This is a genomic window from Kitasatospora sp. MAA4, from assembly GCF_029893355.1.
Lineage (GTDB): Bacteria > Actinomycetota > Actinomycetes > Streptomycetales > Streptomycetaceae > Kitasatospora.
This window is the reverse complement of sequence record NZ_JARZAI010000011.1, coordinates 47,756-63,683: the sequence shown is the minus strand read 5'-3', so window position 1 is coordinate 63,683 and position 15,928 is coordinate 47,756. Positions and strand designations below refer to the sequence as shown.

17 protein-coding genes are annotated in these 15,928 nt (G+C 73.2%); 6 read left to right on the top strand and 11 right to left on the bottom strand.

Annotation, left to right across the window (positions count from 1 at the left end; translation table 11 throughout):
• Positions 1–5: 5 nt before the first annotated feature.
• Positions 6–1,274, bottom strand: coding sequence for an extracellular solute-binding protein (locus P3T37_RS16360; protein ID WP_280724387.1), 1,269 nt, complete (start codon positions 1,272–1,274; stop codon positions 6–8).
• A gap of 183 nt (positions 1,275–1,457) precedes the next feature.
• Positions 1,458–2,252: a DeoR/GlpR family DNA-binding transcription regulator gene (locus tag P3T37_RS16355; protein WP_280724386.1), complete on the bottom strand. Its 795-nt coding sequence runs from the start codon at positions 2,250–2,252 to the stop codon at positions 1,458–1,460.
• 169 nt (positions 2,253–2,421) lie between these two features.
• Between P3T37_RS16355 and P3T37_RS16350 the strand changes: the two genes are divergently transcribed.
• From P3T37_RS16350 to nagA, 3 genes are all read left to right on the top strand, one after another.
• Positions 2,422–3,351 carry an SIS domain-containing protein gene (locus tag P3T37_RS16350; protein WP_280724549.1) on the top strand — a complete coding sequence of 310 codons (930 nt, stop codon included), beginning with the start codon at positions 2,422–2,424 and terminating at the stop codon, positions 3,349–3,351.
• Between the two features lie 125 nt (positions 3,352–3,476).
• Positions 3,477–4,424: an ROK family protein gene (locus tag P3T37_RS16345; protein WP_280724385.1), complete on the top strand. Its 948-nt coding sequence runs from the start codon at positions 3,477–3,479 to the stop codon at positions 4,422–4,424.
• Positions 4,421–5,593 (top strand): N-acetylglucosamine-6-phosphate deacetylase, encoded by a 1,173-nt coding sequence (gene nagA / locus P3T37_RS16340; RefSeq protein WP_280724384.1) that lies wholly within the window; start codon positions 4,421–4,423, stop codon positions 5,591–5,593. The genes P3T37_RS16345 and nagA overlap by 4 nt, the downstream gene beginning before the upstream one ends.
• Positions 5,594–5,626: 33 nt before the next feature.
• Here the strand turns inward: nagA and P3T37_RS16335 are convergent, their stop codons facing one another.
• Both P3T37_RS16335 and P3T37_RS16330 read right to left on the bottom strand, forming a co-directional pair.
• Positions 5,627–6,631 carry a hypothetical protein gene (locus P3T37_RS16335; protein WP_280724383.1) on the bottom strand — a complete coding sequence of 335 codons (1,005 nt, stop codon included), beginning with the start codon at positions 6,629–6,631 and terminating at the stop codon, positions 5,627–5,629.
• Positions 6,632–6,764: 133 nt separating this feature from the next.
• A complete protein-coding gene (locus tag P3T37_RS16330) occupies positions 6,765–8,690 on the bottom strand; it encodes a diguanylate cyclase (RefSeq protein ID WP_280724382.1) in 1,926 nt (641 codons plus the stop codon).
• 406 nt (positions 8,691–9,096) lie between these two features.
• Here P3T37_RS16330 and P3T37_RS16325 point away from each other — a divergent pair, with 406 nt between their 5' ends.
• The gene (locus tag P3T37_RS16325; protein WP_280724548.1) at positions 9,097–9,627 is read left to right on the top strand and encodes a flavin reductase family protein; all 531 of its coding nucleotides are present in this window, start codon (positions 9,097–9,099) and stop codon (positions 9,625–9,627) included.
• 32 nt (positions 9,628–9,659) lie between these two features.
• Here the strand turns inward: P3T37_RS16325 and arfB are convergent, their stop codons facing one another.
• On the bottom strand, positions 9,660–10,091 hold the full coding sequence (gene arfB / locus P3T37_RS16320; RefSeq protein WP_280724381.1) for an alternative ribosome rescue aminoacyl-tRNA hydrolase ArfB: 432 nt from the start codon (positions 10,089–10,091) through the stop codon (positions 9,660–9,662).
• Between the two features lie 75 nt (positions 10,092–10,166).
• Here arfB and P3T37_RS16315 point away from each other — a divergent pair, with 75 nt between their 5' ends.
• A complete protein-coding gene (locus P3T37_RS16315) occupies positions 10,167–10,652 on the top strand; it encodes a hypothetical protein (protein WP_280724380.1) in 486 nt (161 codons plus the stop codon).
• A 121-nt stretch (positions 10,653–10,773) separates the two neighbouring features.
• Positions 10,774–11,349, top strand: a complete 576-nt coding sequence (locus P3T37_RS16310; RefSeq protein ID WP_280724379.1) for a TerD family protein — start codon at positions 10,774–10,776, stop codon at positions 11,347–11,349.
• Positions 11,350–11,404: 55 nt separating this feature from the next.
• Here the strand turns inward: P3T37_RS16310 and P3T37_RS16305 are convergent, their stop codons facing one another.
• From P3T37_RS16305 to folP, 6 genes are all read right to left on the bottom strand, one after another.
• Positions 11,405–12,568 (bottom strand): hypothetical protein, encoded by a 1,164-nt coding sequence (locus P3T37_RS16305; protein WP_280724378.1) that lies wholly within the window; start codon positions 12,566–12,568, stop codon positions 11,405–11,407.
• Between the two features lie 114 nt (positions 12,569–12,682).
• Positions 12,683–13,174, bottom strand: coding sequence for a DUF3180 domain-containing protein (locus tag P3T37_RS16300; RefSeq protein WP_280724377.1), 492 nt, complete (start codon positions 13,172–13,174; stop codon positions 12,683–12,685).
• Between the two features lie 137 nt (positions 13,175–13,311).
• Complete coding sequence (gene folK / locus P3T37_RS16295; protein WP_280724376.1) at positions 13,312–13,911, bottom strand: 2-amino-4-hydroxy-6-hydroxymethyldihydropteridine diphosphokinase; 600 nt, start codon at positions 13,909–13,911, stop codon at positions 13,312–13,314.
• 49 nt (positions 13,912–13,960) lie between these two features.
• Complete coding sequence (gene folB, locus P3T37_RS16290) at positions 13,961–14,320, bottom strand: dihydroneopterin aldolase (protein ID WP_035801807.1); 360 nt, start codon at positions 14,318–14,320, stop codon at positions 13,961–13,963.
• A gap of 208 nt (positions 14,321–14,528) precedes the next feature.
• Positions 14,529–15,026: a nuclear transport factor 2 family protein gene (locus tag P3T37_RS16285; protein ID WP_280724375.1), complete on the bottom strand. Its 498-nt coding sequence runs from the start codon at positions 15,024–15,026 to the stop codon at positions 14,529–14,531.
• 20 nt (positions 15,027–15,046) lie between these two features.
• Positions 15,047–15,901: a dihydropteroate synthase gene (gene folP / locus P3T37_RS16280; protein WP_280724374.1), complete on the bottom strand. Its 855-nt coding sequence runs from the start codon at positions 15,899–15,901 to the stop codon at positions 15,047–15,049.
• Between the last annotated feature and the right edge of the window lie 27 nt (positions 15,902–15,928).

The window sequence follows — 15,928 nt, the reverse complement described above, 5'->3', positions numbered from 1 at the left end:
GTGTGCTACTGCTGGCGGGCGCTCTTGGCCTGGTCCGTCGCGTACTGCTCCAGCGTGCCGAGCTGCTGGCCCGGGTCGCCCTTGACGGCCTTGCCGATGTCCTTCTTGAGCCGTCCGCTGACGGTGTCCCAGGCCGGGTCGCCGTACGGGTAGAAGCTGGCGTTGGGCAGCGCGTCGAGGAAGGGCTTGAGGTCGTTGTGCTGCCCGCCGGCGGTCATGGCGTCCAGGCTGTCCTGGGTGACCGGCAGGAAGTTGTACGTCTCGTCGAGCTTGAGCATGTTCTGCTTGAGGTAGGCGAAGTTGAGGAAGGTCCGGATCTGGTCCCGGTGCCCGTTCGCCGTGAAGGCCATCATCCAGTCGGCAACGCCCAGCGTGGTGGGCTTGGCGGCCGCGTCCTTGCGCGGGATCGGCGCGGTGCCGTAGTCGATCTTGCCCTGGGCGGCCTGCTGGATCAGCGTGGGGTGGCCGTTGAGCATCGCCACCTTGCCGGCCGCGAAGTCGGCGAAGGCCTTCCCGCGGTCCACCGTCGACGGGTCGGGGTAGGTGTCGTGGGTCTCCACCAGGTTGGTGCGCAGCCAGGTGAAGGTGTTGATGTTCTGCGAGCTGTTGAGGGCGTAGTTCCCCGCGTCGTCGGCGAGTTGGCCGCCGCCGCTGTTGATCCACATCATCGACTCGGCCTGGGCCTCCTCGGGCCCCAGCGGCAGCGCGTACGGGGTGACGCCGGGCACCTTGGCGCGGATCAGGTCGGCGTCCGCCTTCAGGTCGGCCCAGGTGACCGGCGGCTGGCTGATGCCGGCCTGCGCGAAGATCGCCTTGTTGTAGAAGAAGGCCCGCGAGGAGGAGACGAACGGCATGCCGTACTGGGTGCCGAGCACCTGCCCGGCCTGGTCGAAGACGTTCAGCAGGTTCGCCTCGGTGTCCATCGAGAGGACCTCGCGCACCGGGTAGAGCTCGTTGGCCTGCGCCTTGTCGGCGAAGCCGCCGGTCTGCACGATGTCGGGCGAGTGGCCGGACTTGACCATCGCGGCGACCTTGGCGTCGATGTCGGTCCAGGCGAGCACCTGGACGTCGACCTTGATCTTGGGGTTGGCCGCCTCGAAGCGGCTGACCACGTCGTTCCAGTAGTGGGTGGAGCTGTTCGCCTCGCTGTCGCCGTAGTCGGCCGCGACCAGCTTCAGGGTGACCGTGCCGTCCGAGCCCAGCCCCAGCGTTCCGCACCCGGAGAGCAGCAGGGTGGCCGTCGCCAGGGCAGCACAGAGCCGGGAGTTCAACACGGGGGACCGCCTTCGAGCTACGGGGGGACCTCGTCAGGGGTTACGAGGGGTGTCCGAAACGTTGCCAAATCGGACCCCCAGTGGTCCACACCAGAGGGCTCCGCCCGCCGAACGTTACCGAAGTGCCCGGTCGCGTTGCACAGCGTGCAACCGACCGGGAGGTCCAGGTCACACAGGTCCAGGTCACACCGCCAGCACGCGCACCCCGGCGTCGGAGAAGGCGAGGACCAGCTCCTCGTCCACCGCCTCGTCGGTCACCAGCGTGTCGATCCGGTCGAGGCCGCAGATCCGGGCGAAGGCGCGGCGGCCGAGTTTGCTGGAGTCGGCGGCCACCACCACCCGGCGGGCCCGCTCGGCGAGCAGCCGGTTCACGCTGGCCTCGCCCTCGTGGTGCGCGGTGGCGCCCACCTCGACGTCCAGCGCGTCCACGCCCAGCACCGTGACGTCCAGCGTGAGTTCGCCGAGCACGGCGCTGGCCAGCGGGCCGATCAGCTCGTATGACTGCGGCCGGGCCACCCCGCCGGTGACCACGATCTTCACCGCCGGACGGACCGTCAGCTCGTTGGCGATGTTGAGCGCGTTGGTGACCACGGTGAGCGGCTGGCCGGCGCCCGACTCGGCGCGCTCGGTCAGCTCGGGGCGCACCGCCAGCGCGCGCGCCACCTCGGTGGTGGTGGTGCCGCCGTTCAGCCCGACCACCTCCCCGGGGGCGATCAGCCCGGCCACCGCTGCGCCGATCCGCTGCTTGGCACCGGCGTTGCGCGCGGTCTTGTACCGCAGCGGCAGGTCGTACGAGACGTTGTGCGCGACCGCGCCGCCCCGGGTCCTGGTGACCATCTGCTGGCGGGCCAGCTGGTCGAGGTCGCGACGGATCGTGGCCGCCGAGACATCGAGCGCCGCAGCCGCCTCCTCGACCTCCAACTTGCCGTGTTCGGCAAGGAGTTCAAGGAGACTGTTCCACCGCTCATATCTGGACACGCCGTGCCACTCCCTCTTCTCGACGAGCACTGCGGTGACAGCGTCGCACAGAGCCGCGCGAGGGGCGGCGCGCGTTCGACCCTCGGATCAGGGTATTGCGCACTCATGCGCAAAACAGCTATAAATCAATCACTTTCACGCAACCAAGGGAGACGTCGGCATGACTGGCATGACCACCACGGGCAGCTCGCTCACCGCCGAGGAGCTCGCCACCCAGCCCGCCTGCTGGCGCCGCGCCGCCGAACTGGCCGGCCCGTCCTCGCCCGCCCTGCCCGCCGCCGGCGAGCGGGTCGCCGTGGTCGGCTGCGGCACGTCCTGGTTCATGGCGCAGGCGTACGCCGCCCTGCGGGAGGCCGCCGGGCACGGCGAGACCGACGCGTTCGCGGCCTCCGAGTTCCCGTACGGGCGCCGCTACGACCGAGTGGTGGCGATCACCCGCTCCGGCACCACCACCGAGGTGCTCGCGCTGCTGGACCGGCTGCGCGGCCACACCCCCACCACCGCCCTCACCGGCGACCCGGCCACCCCGGTGATGCAGGCCGCCGACCACGTCGTGGTGCTGGACTTCGCCGACGAGCGCTCGGTGGTGCAGACCCGCTTCGCGACCACCGCACTCGCCCTGCTGCGCGCCCACCTGGAGACCCAGGGCGCCCTCGCACCCGGGCTGAAGAGCCTGGCCGAGGCCGCCGACGACGCCGAGCGCGCGGTCACCGAGCCGCTGCCGCAGGGCCTGGTCGCCACCGAGCAGGTCACCTTCCTGGGCGCGGGCTGGACCAACGGCCTGGCGCTGGAGGCGGGCCTGAAGATGCGTGAGGCGGCGAGCGCCTGGACCGAGTCCTACCCGGCGATGGAGTACCGGCACGGCCCGATCGCCATCACCGCGCCGGGCCGCGCGGCCTGGATGTTCGGCGCCCTGCCGGACGGCCTGGCCGAGGACATCGCCCGCACCGGCGGCCTGCTGGTGGCCGGTTCGGGCCCGGACGGCCTCGACCCGATGGCCGATCTGGTGCGCGCCCAGCGCCTCGCGGTCGCCCTCGCCGAGGCGCGCGGCCTGGACCCCGACCACCCGCGCGCACTCACCCGGTCGGTCCAGCTCTGACCCCTCCCGAGAGACACCCAGGTGGTCCATCCTGGGAGGACGCGACCAAGCTCACTGCCCGTGGCTCAGACCAATCACGCCACTGGACTAGACCTCTCGTCCTCGGCCAAGGGAAACTGTCCCCCGTGAAGCACGTCATCGCACTCGATGTAGGCGGCACCGGCATGAAGGCCGCGCTGCTCGCCCAGGACGGCTCCGTGCTGTTCGAGGCACGCCGACCGACCGGGCGGGAGCACGGCACCGATGCCGTCGTCGCCACCATCCTCGACTTCGCCGCCGACCTCGCCGACGAGGGCCTCAGCCGTTTCGGCTGCCGGCCGCTCGCCGCGGGCGTCGCCGTACCGGGGACGATCGACGAGAGGAACGGGATCGCGGTCTTCTCCGCCAACCTCGGCTGGCGGGACCTGCCACTGCGCAAGCTGCTCGGCGAGCGGCTGGCCGGCCCCGGCGGCGAGGCCATGCCGATCGCGCTGGGCCACGACGTCCGCTCCGGCGGGCTCGCCGAGGGGCGGCTCGGCGCCGGCCGCGGGGTCGACCGGTTCCTCTTCATCGCGCTGGGCACCGGCATCGCCGGGGCGATCGGGATCGGCGGCCGGATCGAGGCCGGTGCGCACGGCTACGGGGGCGAGATCGGCCATGTGGTGGTCCGCCCCGGCGGTCCCCGGTGCGGCTGCGGCGCCCGCGGCTGCCTGGAGACCCTGGCGTCGGCCTCGGCCGTCTCCCGGGCCTGGGCCGAGGCCTGCGGGGACCCGCGCGCCGAGGCCTCGGACTGCGCGACGGCCGTCGAGGCCGGCGACGAGCGGGCCCTGGCGGTCTGGCAGGACGCCGTGGCCGCCCTCGCGGACGGCATCACGCTGGCGCAGAGCCTGCTCGACCCGTCGACCGTGATCGTCGGCGGCGGGCTCGCCGAAGCCGGTGACACGCTCTTCACACCACTGCGCGCGGCGGTGAGCGACCGGCTGACCTTCCAGATGACCCCGAAGGTCGTCCCGGCCACGCTCAAGGACACCGCGGCATCCCTGGGCGCGGGTCTGCTCGCCTGGGATCTGCTCTCAACGGAGGTGACCGAGTGACTGCTGTGCGTACAGTGCTGGCCGGCGCGCGGCTGGTGCTGCCCACCGGCGTGGTCGAGGACGGTCGCCTCACCCTGGCGGGGAGCACGATCGAGTCCGTCGGCGGCACCGCGCAGGCCGGCGACCTCGACCTGACCGGCTGCACGGTGGTGCCGGGCTTCGTCGACCTCCACGTGCACGGCGGCGGCGGCGGCGCGTTCACCGAGGGCATCGCCGAGGAGGCGCTGACCGCGGCCCGCGCCCACCTGGAGCACGGCACCACCACCACGATGGCCTCCACCGTCACCGGCGAGATCGACGAACTCTGCCGGCAGGCGGCCGTACTGTCCGAACTGGTCGAGGACGGCGTGCTGGCGGGCATCCACTTCGAGGGCCCGTTCATCTCGCAGCACCGCTGCGGCGCGCACCGCCCCGACCTGCTGCGCGACCCGGACCCGGCGCTGGTGCGCAAGCTGGTGGACGCCGCCCGCGGCCACGCCAGGATGGTCACCCTCGCCCCGGAGCTGCCCGGCGGCCTGGAGTCGGTCCGGATGCTGGCCGAGCTGGGCGTGATCGCGGCCGTCGGCCACACCGACTCCGACTACGCCAAGACGCTGGAGGCGATCGAGGCCGGCGCCACCGTCGCCACCCACCTGTTCAACGCGATGCCGGGCGTCCAGCACCGCGCGCCGGGCCCGATCGTCGCCCTGCTGGAGGACGAGCGGGTCACCGTCGAGCTGATCAACGACGGCACCCACCTGCACCCGTCGGTGCTCGACCTGGCGTACGGCACGGCCGGCGCCGAGCGGGTCGCGCTGATCACCGACGCGATGGGCGCCGCCGGCATGGGCGACGGCCGCTACCCGCTCGGCCCGCTCCAGGTGCAGGTCACCGACGGGGTGGCCCGGCTGGTCGAGGGCGGCTCGATCGCGGGTTCCACCCTCACCCTGGACGTGGCGTTCAAGCGCTCCGTGACGATCAACCGGCTCAGCCTGCCGCAGGTCGTCCAGTCGATCTCCACCACGCCGGCCAGGCTGCTCGGCCTGTCCGACTCGATCGGCACCCTGGAGGCCGGCAAGAACGCCGACCTGGTGGTGCTGGACTCCGCCTCGTACGACCTGCTCGCGGTGGTCCGCCGCGGCGAGTGGATCGTCGGCGGCGACCGCTTCGCCCCTGCGGCCGCAACCTGACGATTGGTCAGGCCGCAGGCGCAGGAGCCCGGTTCAGCTCGACGCCGGCGCGGGGGCGGCGCCGCCGGTCGGGTAGCTGTTCACGTCGAACGTGGTGACCGCCACCTGGTCGATCAGGACGGACCCTCCGGACGGGGCCGACACCGTGAGGGTGTTGGTCCCCGCCTGGAGGTCCGGCCATATGTTCGTGGAGTACCAGGACTGCGTCGGGTCAGCGCCCTTGGCGCCGTAGTTCTTGAACGGCACCCCGCCGCTGCGGTCGGTGCCGTTGACGGCGACCGCGGCCTGCACCAGGTCGCCGCTGTTGTTGAAGTGGATCCAGAACTTGTACTTACCGGCTGTGGGCACGGTGACCGTCCAGGTCACCGAGGAGCCCGTCTGGAGCGTCAGGTAGCTGCCGTCCGAGGAGACCGCACCCTTGATCGTGTTCGCCGACGGGGCGTTCTGCGCCTGCGCCTTGGAGGCGTCCAGCACGCTGCCGGCGCTGCCGGTCTGGCCGGCCGACGGGGACGGGGAGGCCGACGGCGAGGTGGAGCCGGGCGAACCGGAGGAGCCGGCGTGGGTCGAGCCGGTGCTCGACACCGGGTGGCCGCCCGCGCTGGTGTCCTTGGCGTCGTTGCCCGAGAGCGCGATGCCGGAGCCGATCGCGATGGCCGCGACCACCGCCACCACGCCGATCACCGGGCCCTTGCCGCGCCCGCGCGGGGTGTCCTCACCGGGCGCCGGACGGGAGCGCTCGGCGTAGCGGGACTGCTGCGGCAGCTGGGTGGTCGACTCGGCGCCGGGGCCCTGCGGCCGCTGGCCCTGCTGGTGCTGCTGGGGCGGCTGCTGCTGGGGGTACTGGCGGTAGGGCTGCTGCTGGCCGTACTGCGCCCGGCCGACCTCCATCGGACGCTGGTAGGCGTTGCGCGGCGCCACCGGCGCGCGTTCCGCCCCCTCCTCGCCCTCGGCGGGTCGGTAGAGGTACGCGAACACGTCGTCGTCCTGCGCGGGCCCGCCCGCACCGTTCTCGGGCGCTCCGCTGCTGCCGTCCGTCATCGCGGTGCTCAACTCCCCAATGCCGTGTCCTGCCCCGACGCCCTGTCTGGCCGTACGCACGGCACACTACCCGCAGCACATGGCAGGGAAAAAAGTAAGAGTCGGCTCACCGGCGCCCGTGCGGGCGCCCGGATCAGCCCGCGCGGCGGTGCGAGCGCTCGCCGCGGGCACCGCGGACGGCGCCGCCGCGGGCCCGCTTCTCGTCGTACATCCGCTTGTCGGCGGCGTGCAGCACCTCCTCGATGCTCATCCCGCAGCCCGCCCAGCCGATCCCCAGGCTGACTCCGACCCGCATCACGCGTCCGGCTATCCGCATCGGCGGGATGATCGCGTTGCGCAGCCGGACGGCCAGCTCGGTGGCCTCCTCCGAGCCGATGCCGTCGGCGAGCACGACGAACTCGTCACCGCCGAGCCGCGCCACCGTGTCACCCTCACGGACCACCTGCTGCAGCCGGCGGGCCACCTCCACCAGCACCGCGTCCCCGGCGTTGTGGCCGAACCGGTCGTTGACGGACTTGAAGCCGTCGAGGTCGCAGAAGACCACCGCGAGACCCTTCTGGGCCGCGGGCGCCGCGCCCGCACCGGAGCCGGCGCGGAACGGGGCGCTCCACGGCTCCGCGGCGGTGCCCGGGTCGGCCGGGACCACCGCGTGCACGTGGTCGGGGGGCGGCTCGCCGTAGCCGGGCGGCCGCTCGGGGATGACGTCCCGCCCGCCGTAGCCGGATCCTGAGTAGCGCTCGTGCTCGCCGTAGCCGTGCATCAGCATCGTGCGGCCGGCGCCGGGCCCCGACAGCCCCTCCAGTGCCCCTGACGCACCGCCAGGCGCCCCCGCGCCACCCGGCGCGCCCTCCAGCGCCTCCTGGCCGCTGCGCGGGCTGTGCGGCCCGTACGAGCCGGACGGGCTGTGCGAGGCGGCCGCGCCCTCCAGCGCGCAGGTGGCCGCGCCGTGCGCGGCGGCGCCGCCGGGGCCCTGCGGCAGCGGACAGAGCCGGCGGGCCAGCCGGCTGCGCAGCTCGGCGCTGTTCGGCAGGCCGGTGAGCGCGTCGTGGCTGGCCCGGTGGGCGAGCTGGAACTCGTGGCGCTTGCGGTCCTCGATGTCCTCGACGTGGGTGAGCAGGAAGCTCGGCCCCTCGGCGGCGTCGGCGACCACCGAGTTGCGCAGGCAGACCCACTGGTAGCCGCCGTCCCGGCGGGAGAGCCGCAGCTCGGCCCGGCCGCTCTCGGCGCTGGTGCGCTCCAGCAGGCCGCGGTCGTCGGGGTGCACCAGGTCGAGGAAGCTCTGCTGGCGCAGCGCGGCGCGCGGGCGGCCGAGCAGGCGGCAGAGCGCGTCGTTGACCCGGGTCAGCTGCCCCCGGGCGGCGCCGTGCAGCTCGGTGATGGCCATCCCGCTGGGCGCGTACTCGAACGCCTGGCGGAAGCTCTCCTCACTGGCCAGCAGCGCCTGCTGCTCCTTCTCCAGGCGGGCCAGCGCACGCTGCATCTCGGCCCGCAGGCGGGCGTTGCCGATCGCGATCGAGGCCTGCAGCGAGAACATCTCCAGGGCTTCCCTGGTCCACGCGCCGGGCCGCTTGCCGCTGCGCGGGCGGTCCACCGAGAGGACGCCGAGCAGGTCGCCGCCGGCGCTGTACATCGGCGCGAGCAGGCCGTCCTCGGGGTGCCAGTCGTTGGCGTAGACCGGCAGCGGGCCGTCTCCGGTCCAGCGCGGGATGTCGGCGCCGACCGCCCAGCCGCGGTCGTGCGGCAGGAACCGCAGGGTCCCCCAGTGGTCGCTGACCGCCAGCAGCCGGTCCCAGGACTCGCGCGAGCCCACCTGGCCCAGCAGCACCGAGGGTCCGCCGAACTCGCGCTCCTCGTACTCCCAGACGGCGGCCACCATCAGGTCGCCGTCCGGCCGCACCAGGCTCACCGCGGCCGCGCCGAAGCCGAGCCCGTGCACCGAGCCCTCGACCACCGCCTGGAGGGTGCCCGCCAGGCTGCGGGCAGCGTTGAGGTCCGCCACGACCCGGTGCAAGGTGCGGAGGGTCGCGAGACGGACGTACGGCTCCGACTCGGCTTCCATGCGGGGGCTCCCCGGCTTCTTCGGATAGGTCTTGATGGTTATCGTCCGATTGCCAGAAGAACTGAATCACAGCGAGCACAGCATTCGGCACGCTCGGTCAGCAATAGGTCGTCACTTGTGACTCAAATCACACAACCCATAGACAGGCAAACCCGGTTCATCTCGGTCATGCCCGGACACGATTCCGCGATGGCCACCTTCGACGTCGGTCGTGGACGGCCGGAACTGAAGCCGCCTGCCCGCCGCCGGGCCCTGCCACGTCACCCCTGCGGGTGAGGTCGGCCCCGCCCAGGGTGAATCCGGCGACCGCCGATCGGCCCACTCTCCGGAAATGGTCCTAGGACCGACTAGGTCCACCGCCCGATGCCGCGGCCCCCGCGCGCCGACTACCGTGCAGTACGTGTCCATGTCGCCGCAGCCCGCAGCTGCCTCCCTCGCCACGCCGGACGAGTTCCGGGCCGCCCTCTCCCAGCTGGCCGCCGGGGTGGCGCTGCTGACCGTGCACGACCAGGGCGAGGCCGGGCCGGCCGAGGACGCCGGAATGACCGCGACGTCGTTCCTGTCCGTCTCGCTGGAGCCGCCGCTGGTGCTGGTCTCGGTGCGCGAGGACTCCCGAATGGACGAGCTGCTCTCGCGGGTCGACCTGTGGGCGGTCTCGCTGCTCGGCGAGCGGCACCGCACGGTGGCCTCGCGGTTCGCCATGAAGGGGCGGCTCAGCGACCGGCTGCTCTTCGCCGACACCCCGCACCACCGCGGCCCGGCCACCGGCGCACCGCTGGTGGAGGGCGCGCTGGCCACCGTCGAGTGCCGCACCGAGCAGCGGATAGCCGCCGGGGACCACACGCTGCTGATCGGGCGGGTGCTGGAGGCCCGGGTGCCGTCACCGGACGGGCCGCCGCTGCTCTACTTCCGCGGCGGCTACCGGCACCTCGCCTGACCTTGCCTGACCGGTCCGGGCCCGTACGCCGGCTACTCCGCGCCCGGTCGGCCCCGGCCGCGCTTCACCTCGGAGCGGCGCTTCTTGTTGGTGAGCCGCCGCTCGACCATCCCGCGGCTGGGCTTGGTCGCCCGGCGGGCCTTGGGCGGCGGCGCCGTCGCCTCGCCGAGCAGCGCGGCCAGCCGGGCGGCGGCCACCTCGCGGTTGCGCCACTGCGAGCGGTGCTCGGACGCCCGGACGACCAGGACCCGGCCGTCCACCAGCCGGCCGGCCAGCCGCTCCAGGGCGCGCAGCTTCCACACCTCGGGGAGTGCGTCCGAGGCGGCCAGGTCGTAGCGCAGCTCGACCTGGGTGTCGGAGGTGTTGACGTGCTGGCCACCGGGGCCGGAAGAACGCGAGAAGCGCCAGACGAGCTCGGCGTCGGGGACGACCACCGATCCCCGGACGCGGATGGGCTCAGGCATGGGTCCATCATCCCTGCCGGGCAACCGCGCCGTCACCCGGTTATCACCGCCCGCGCCGTGCCGGAGAATGGCCCCGTGATCGAGCTCGGCTACTCCCTCTCCCCCCGCTTCCCGGACCCCCCGCAGACCGACTACCGCTCGGCGGCCGTCCGCTCGCTGCGGTACGACCTGTTCTGCGGCGACGTCTTCCTCGACGCCGACGGCCTGGACTTTTCCACAGCCTGGGGATGGGTGCCGGTACTGGACTTCGCCTGGGCGCTCTGCGACATCGTCGAGCAGCTCGACCAGGACCCGCGCGGCAGCCGGTCCGCCGCCGTGCAGACCGCGGACCTCGACTTCACCCAGTCCACCGAGCTGCTGCGGTTCGCCCGCCGGTTCGGCCTGGTGGAGATCTCGGCGACCTGGCTGGACCAGCCGCCGGCCGTGGTCCGCCACGAGGATCTGCGCCGCGAGGCCCGGGACTTCCTGCAGGACGTCCTGGCGGACCTGGCCGACCTGCACCCGGAGCTCGCCGACAACCCCAGCATCTGGACCGTCCAGGGCCGCTTCCCCCGGGTCTGACCTGGCATTTGTACCGTTCCTTGGGAATCTCTTGGCAATTGGTTGACCGGATCCGGAACCGCCGGGTCCCGCGCTCTCGTTCTTCCGGGCACGAGCACGCGACGAAGGGACACCACACACCATGCCAGTGAGCCTCTCCAAGGGTGGCAACGTCTCGCTGACCAAGGAGGCCCCGGGGCTGACCGCGGTCACCGTCGGCCTCGGCTGGGACGCCAGGACCACCACCGGGACGGAGTTCGACCTCGACGCCAGCGCGATCGTGCTGGACGCCTCCGGCAAGGTGCTGTCCGCCGGGCACTTCGTCTTCTTCAACAACCTCCGCACCCCGGACGGCACCGTCGTGCACACCGGCGACAACCGCTCCGGTGACGGCGCGGGCGACGACGAGGCGATCAAGGTCGACCTGGCCGGCCTGCCCGCCGAGGCCGACCGGATCACCTTCCCCGTGTCGATCTACGACGCGACGGCCCGCTCGCAGAGCTTCGGCCAGGTCCGCAACGCCTACATCCGGGTGCTCAACCAGTCCGGCGGCTCGGAGCTCGCCCGCTACGACCTCTCCGAGGACGCTGCGGGCGAGACCGCCATGGTCTTCGGCGAGCTCTACCGCAACGGCGCCGAGTGGAAGTTCCGCGCCATCGGCCAGGGCTACGCCTCCGGCCTGGCCGGGATCGCCCAGGACTTCGGCGTGGCGTTCTGACGAACGCAGAGGTCCCCCCGGCGCGCCCGCGCCGGGGGGACCTCTGCGTTCCGGCTCAGTGCGCGGCGCGCAGCTCCGGCAGGTCGAGCAGCTCGGTCTCGTCCTCGGGCGTCAGGTCGACCACGGCCGGACGCGGGACGCCGCCCGCGGCGGCACCGGCCACCTCGTCACCGAGGACGTCGGCGAGATCCTGAGCCGCCGTCACCGGCACCACCCGCTCGGCCGACTGCTGCTGCTCGGCCGGCTGCTGGTCCGCCAGCTCGTTGACGCTGCCGACCGACGGCGCCGGTGCGGCCGCGCGCAGGGCCGCCGCACCCGCGGCCGAGCTACGGCCGAAGAAGCTGAAGTTCGCCGGACGCCCCTGGCCGGCCGGCTGCGGACGCGGACGCTGCCGCTCCACCGGGACGATCGCGGTGGCCGGCGCACCGGCCTGCCGCTCCCCCGGAGCCGTCAGCACCGGACGCACCGGGGAGGCCGCCACCGCCTGCCGCACCGGCTGCTGGGCCACCTGGCGGGCCGTCTGGTGGGCCGGCTCCAGCCGGCCGATCCGCGGCGCCGCCGAGGCCTGCTCGTGGGTCGCGCCGCCCTGGTCGTCCACCGTGCCGAGAGCCGGGGCCTGCTCACGCTCCATCAGGGCCCGGCGGCGCTCGGCCCGCTGCTCGGCCTCCCACTGCGTCCGGGCCGCCTGCGCACGCCGCTCCAGGTGCCGCAGCGCGGAGCCCGCCCGCAGGTACGCGACCGCCGTGACGGGGTGCTTGGGCCGGGCCGCCTCGATGGCCCGCTGGGTCGCCTCGGCCTCCTTGAGCGCCTGCTCGGCCGCCATGACCGCGCGCTCGCGCAGCAGCCGGGCCATCTCGGTCTCGACCTTCGCCAGCCGGGACTTCTCCGCCGTCAGCCGCCGGCCGAGCCGGGTCGCCCGCTCCTCGGCGACCTCGGCCGCGTACTCGGCCTCGGCCAGCTGCTCCTCGAAGCGCTCCTCGTCCCGGACCCGCCGGATCGCCGCGACCTCGGCGGCGGCCTGGGCGGCCCGGTCGCGCTGACGGAGCACCAGGGCGAGCCCCAGCACGGCGAGAACCGCGGCGAAGCCCACCGAGCGGACCACCTCGGTGTCCCCGCTGGCGACCAGCGCGGCCAGGGCGGCCACTGTGAGGACGACGGCGGCGGCCGGCGGCAGGGCCCGGCTCAGAACGGAGGAATGACGGTGGCGTCCGCGTGGCATGAACAAGAAACTAGCGTGCGAATAAGGCCTCTGTCAGCCTCGGGGGCAATCCGGGCCTTGACAGGCGGCTTGCGCCACCGAGCGGAGTCGATCACTCACCAGGCGCAACGAGTGTCACCGGGGGCTGTGAGCCGCGCCCTTGCCGCCACTGCCGTCGTCCTCGGGCAACTTGCAGACGTGCTGCAGCCACAGCGCCGCGGCGATCACCCCGGCGCCCGCCACCACCGCGAGCCCGGCGGTGATCGCCGGGCCCTGGTGCGCGCTGAAGTCCGACAGCGTGGCCAGGAAGATCCCCAGGCCCGCGTAGACGCCCGTCGCCACCGCCGAGACCAGCGCGCTGGCCTGGGCGAGCACCACCGCGCGGGCGGCGCCCAGCGGGTCGACGCCCTTGGCCCCGGGCACCCGGTCGCGGACCGCCTTCAGTCTGGACCGCAGCGAGATCGCGGTCGCCAGCAGCACCACCGCGACGGCCGCCAGCACCACCGGCGCCGCGGTCGGCACGCCGGGCAGCGAGTCCAGCGAGTTCCAGAGCTTGGCACCGGCCCAGGCCAGCGCCGTCGAAACCACGACGATGGCCACCAGCAGACGGAGGCGGAGCAGCTTCACTCGGACAGGGTCCTTCCCCACGAACGGTCGCGCGTTGGCGGCGCCCGGCCACCGTACCGGGAGGAACGCCCCTCCTTGGTACGGCCGGGGACCCTCGCGAAGTTCCCCGGACCGGGCGGACCGGCCCTGCGGGCGCGCTACTCCGGCAGGCGCAGCTGGATGTCCTCGCGGCGGACCACGCCCTGCGCGCCCTCACCGCCCAGCTCCTTGAGCAGGTCGGACACCAGGCCGAGGCCCGGCAGCTCGCCGACCGGGTCCGCGTCGGCCCACGGCGCGAGCACGAAGGCCCGCTCGTGCGCCCGCGGGTGCGGCAGCTGAAGCACCGGGTCGTCGCTGGTGACGCCCTCGTAGCTGAGGATGTCGACGTCCAGCGTGCGGGCGCCCCAGCGGACCGTGCGGACCCGCCCGAAGGCGTCCTCGATCGCGTTGGCCCGCTCCAGCAGGGAGCGCGGCGGCAGCGTGGTGCGCAGCACCACCACGGCGTTGTAGAAGTTGGGCTGCTCGCCCGGTCCACCCAGGGCGGGCGTCTCGTAGACCGCCGAGACCGCCTTGATCTTCAGACCGGGGGTGTCGGCCAGGGTGTCGACCGCGCCCTGCAGGGTCTCCAGCCGGTTGCCCAGGTTGCTGCCCAGGGCCACCACGGCGTAGCGCGGGTTGTGCAGGGTGGTGTCGGCCGAGTCCACCCGGCGCTCCAGGTCGAACGTGGTCGGCGAGGCGGTCGGGTCGCTGGTGCTCATCGGATTCCCTCTGCGGCTGAAGCGAGCGGACACGGAACCACCGGGGACGTCATGCGCGGCCCCGGTGAATGGTGATGGTCACATCGTCGAACGGCACGGTGATCGGCGCGTCCGGCTTGTGCACGGTGACCTCGACCTCCTCGACCGCCGCGTGCTTGAGGCACTGGTCGGCGATCCGCTGGGCCAGGGTCTCGATCAGGTCGACCGGCTCCCCCGCGATGATCGCGGTGACCTCCTCCGCGACGACGCCGTAGTGCGCCGTACGGGTGAGGTCGTCGCCGGACGCGGCCGGGCGGGTGTCCAGGTGGAGCACGAGGTCGACCACGAAGGTCTGCCCCTCGATCCGCTCCCGCTCGAAGACGCCGTGGTGGCCGCGGGCACGCAGGCCCCGCAGGGTGACGCGGTCCAGCAACTGAATCACTGCTCCTGATCTTGGAACGCCAGGCCTCGTCGCCCGGCGTCCATCGAATCTACCCGTGGCACATGACAACTCGGCGCCACGGACGGAGCGCTCCTACCCGGACCGGGCCTCGGCCACGCACGTCGGGCCGTCGAGCACGGTGAACATCAGATGACCGCCGGCCCATTCCCGCCGGCCCCGCGAGCCCGGTCCCGGGTCAGTCCTCGTCCTCGTCATCGCCGCTGGTCAGCACCGGTGAACCGTGGTGCGACCAGAGCCGCCAGCCCGCCTCGGTACGACGGAACAGATTGGTCGACACGACCTTGCCGCCGACCAGCGGACCCAGCTCGCCCTCCTCCTCGGCCTCGCCGCCGGAGAGGATGTTCTCGGTACAGGTGACGAGGGCCACATCGCCCTGGACCTCGACCTCGACGTCGGTCAGGAAGAACTGGATGTACTCCGTGTTCATCATGATCAGCATGTACGACCGGGTCACCTGGGCCCGGCCGCGCAGCACCGGCCACCCCGGGTGCACACAGATCACACCGTGCTTGTCGTCGGCATCGGCGGCGGAGAGCCAGACATCCTCTATCGCCTCCAGATCGCCGATTTCCAACGCGTCGTAGAGGCGCTGATTTGCTGCCAGCACGGCCTCCCGGTCCGCCTCCAGCGACCCTGCTGCCGCCCCGTTGCTCAACGCGCCGTCACCAGTCACGCCACCACCCACTCCCTCGGTCAGCTCTCCCCGGCAGCCTGCCAGGCCGCCACGACCCGTACGGCATCGGCCGTCCCCGCGACATCGTGCACCCGCACCGCCCAGGCTCCCGCCCGTGCGGAGAGCACCGACACCGCCGCGGTGGCGTCGTCGCGCTGCCGGGCCGGCCGCAGCTCCCCGGTTTCCGGGTCGGCCAGCAGCGTACCCAGGAAGCGCTTGCGCGAAGCCGCCACCAGGACCGGCCGACCCATCGCGGTGAGGGTGCCGAGCCCGGCCAGCAGGGCCCAGTTGTGCTCGGTGGTCTTGGCGAAGCCGAGGCCCGGGTCGAGGATCAGCTGCTCCTCCTTGACCCCGGCGGCCAGCAGCGCGTCGGCGCGCTCGCGCAGCTCGGCGACCACCTCGGCCAGCACGTCCCGGTAGACCGCCAGGCGGTCCATGTCCACCGACTGTCCGCGCCAGTGCATCACCACGAACGGCACCCCGAGGTCGGCCACCACCGAGGCCATCGCCGGGTCGGCCAGGCCGCCGGAGACGTCGTTGACCAGCCGGGCGCCGGCCGCCACCGCCTGCTCGGCGACGGCGGCCCGCATGGTGTCCACCGAGACCACCACCCCGGCCGCGGCCAGTTCGCGGACCACCGGGACGACCCGGCGCAGCTCCTCCTGCTCGGTGACCCGGTGGGCCCCCGGCCGGGTCGACTCACCGCCGACGTCCACCAGGTCCGCACCGCGGGCCACCAGGCCCAGACCGTGCGCGACGGCGGCCTCCGGATCGAGCCAGAGGCCGCCGTCCGAGAACGAGTCGGGTGTGACGTTGACGACGCCCATCACGGCGCAGCGGTCGAGGTTCGCAAGGCCGGGCAGCGGGGTGTTCATGGCCCTATTATCCGGCCACGGCCCGCC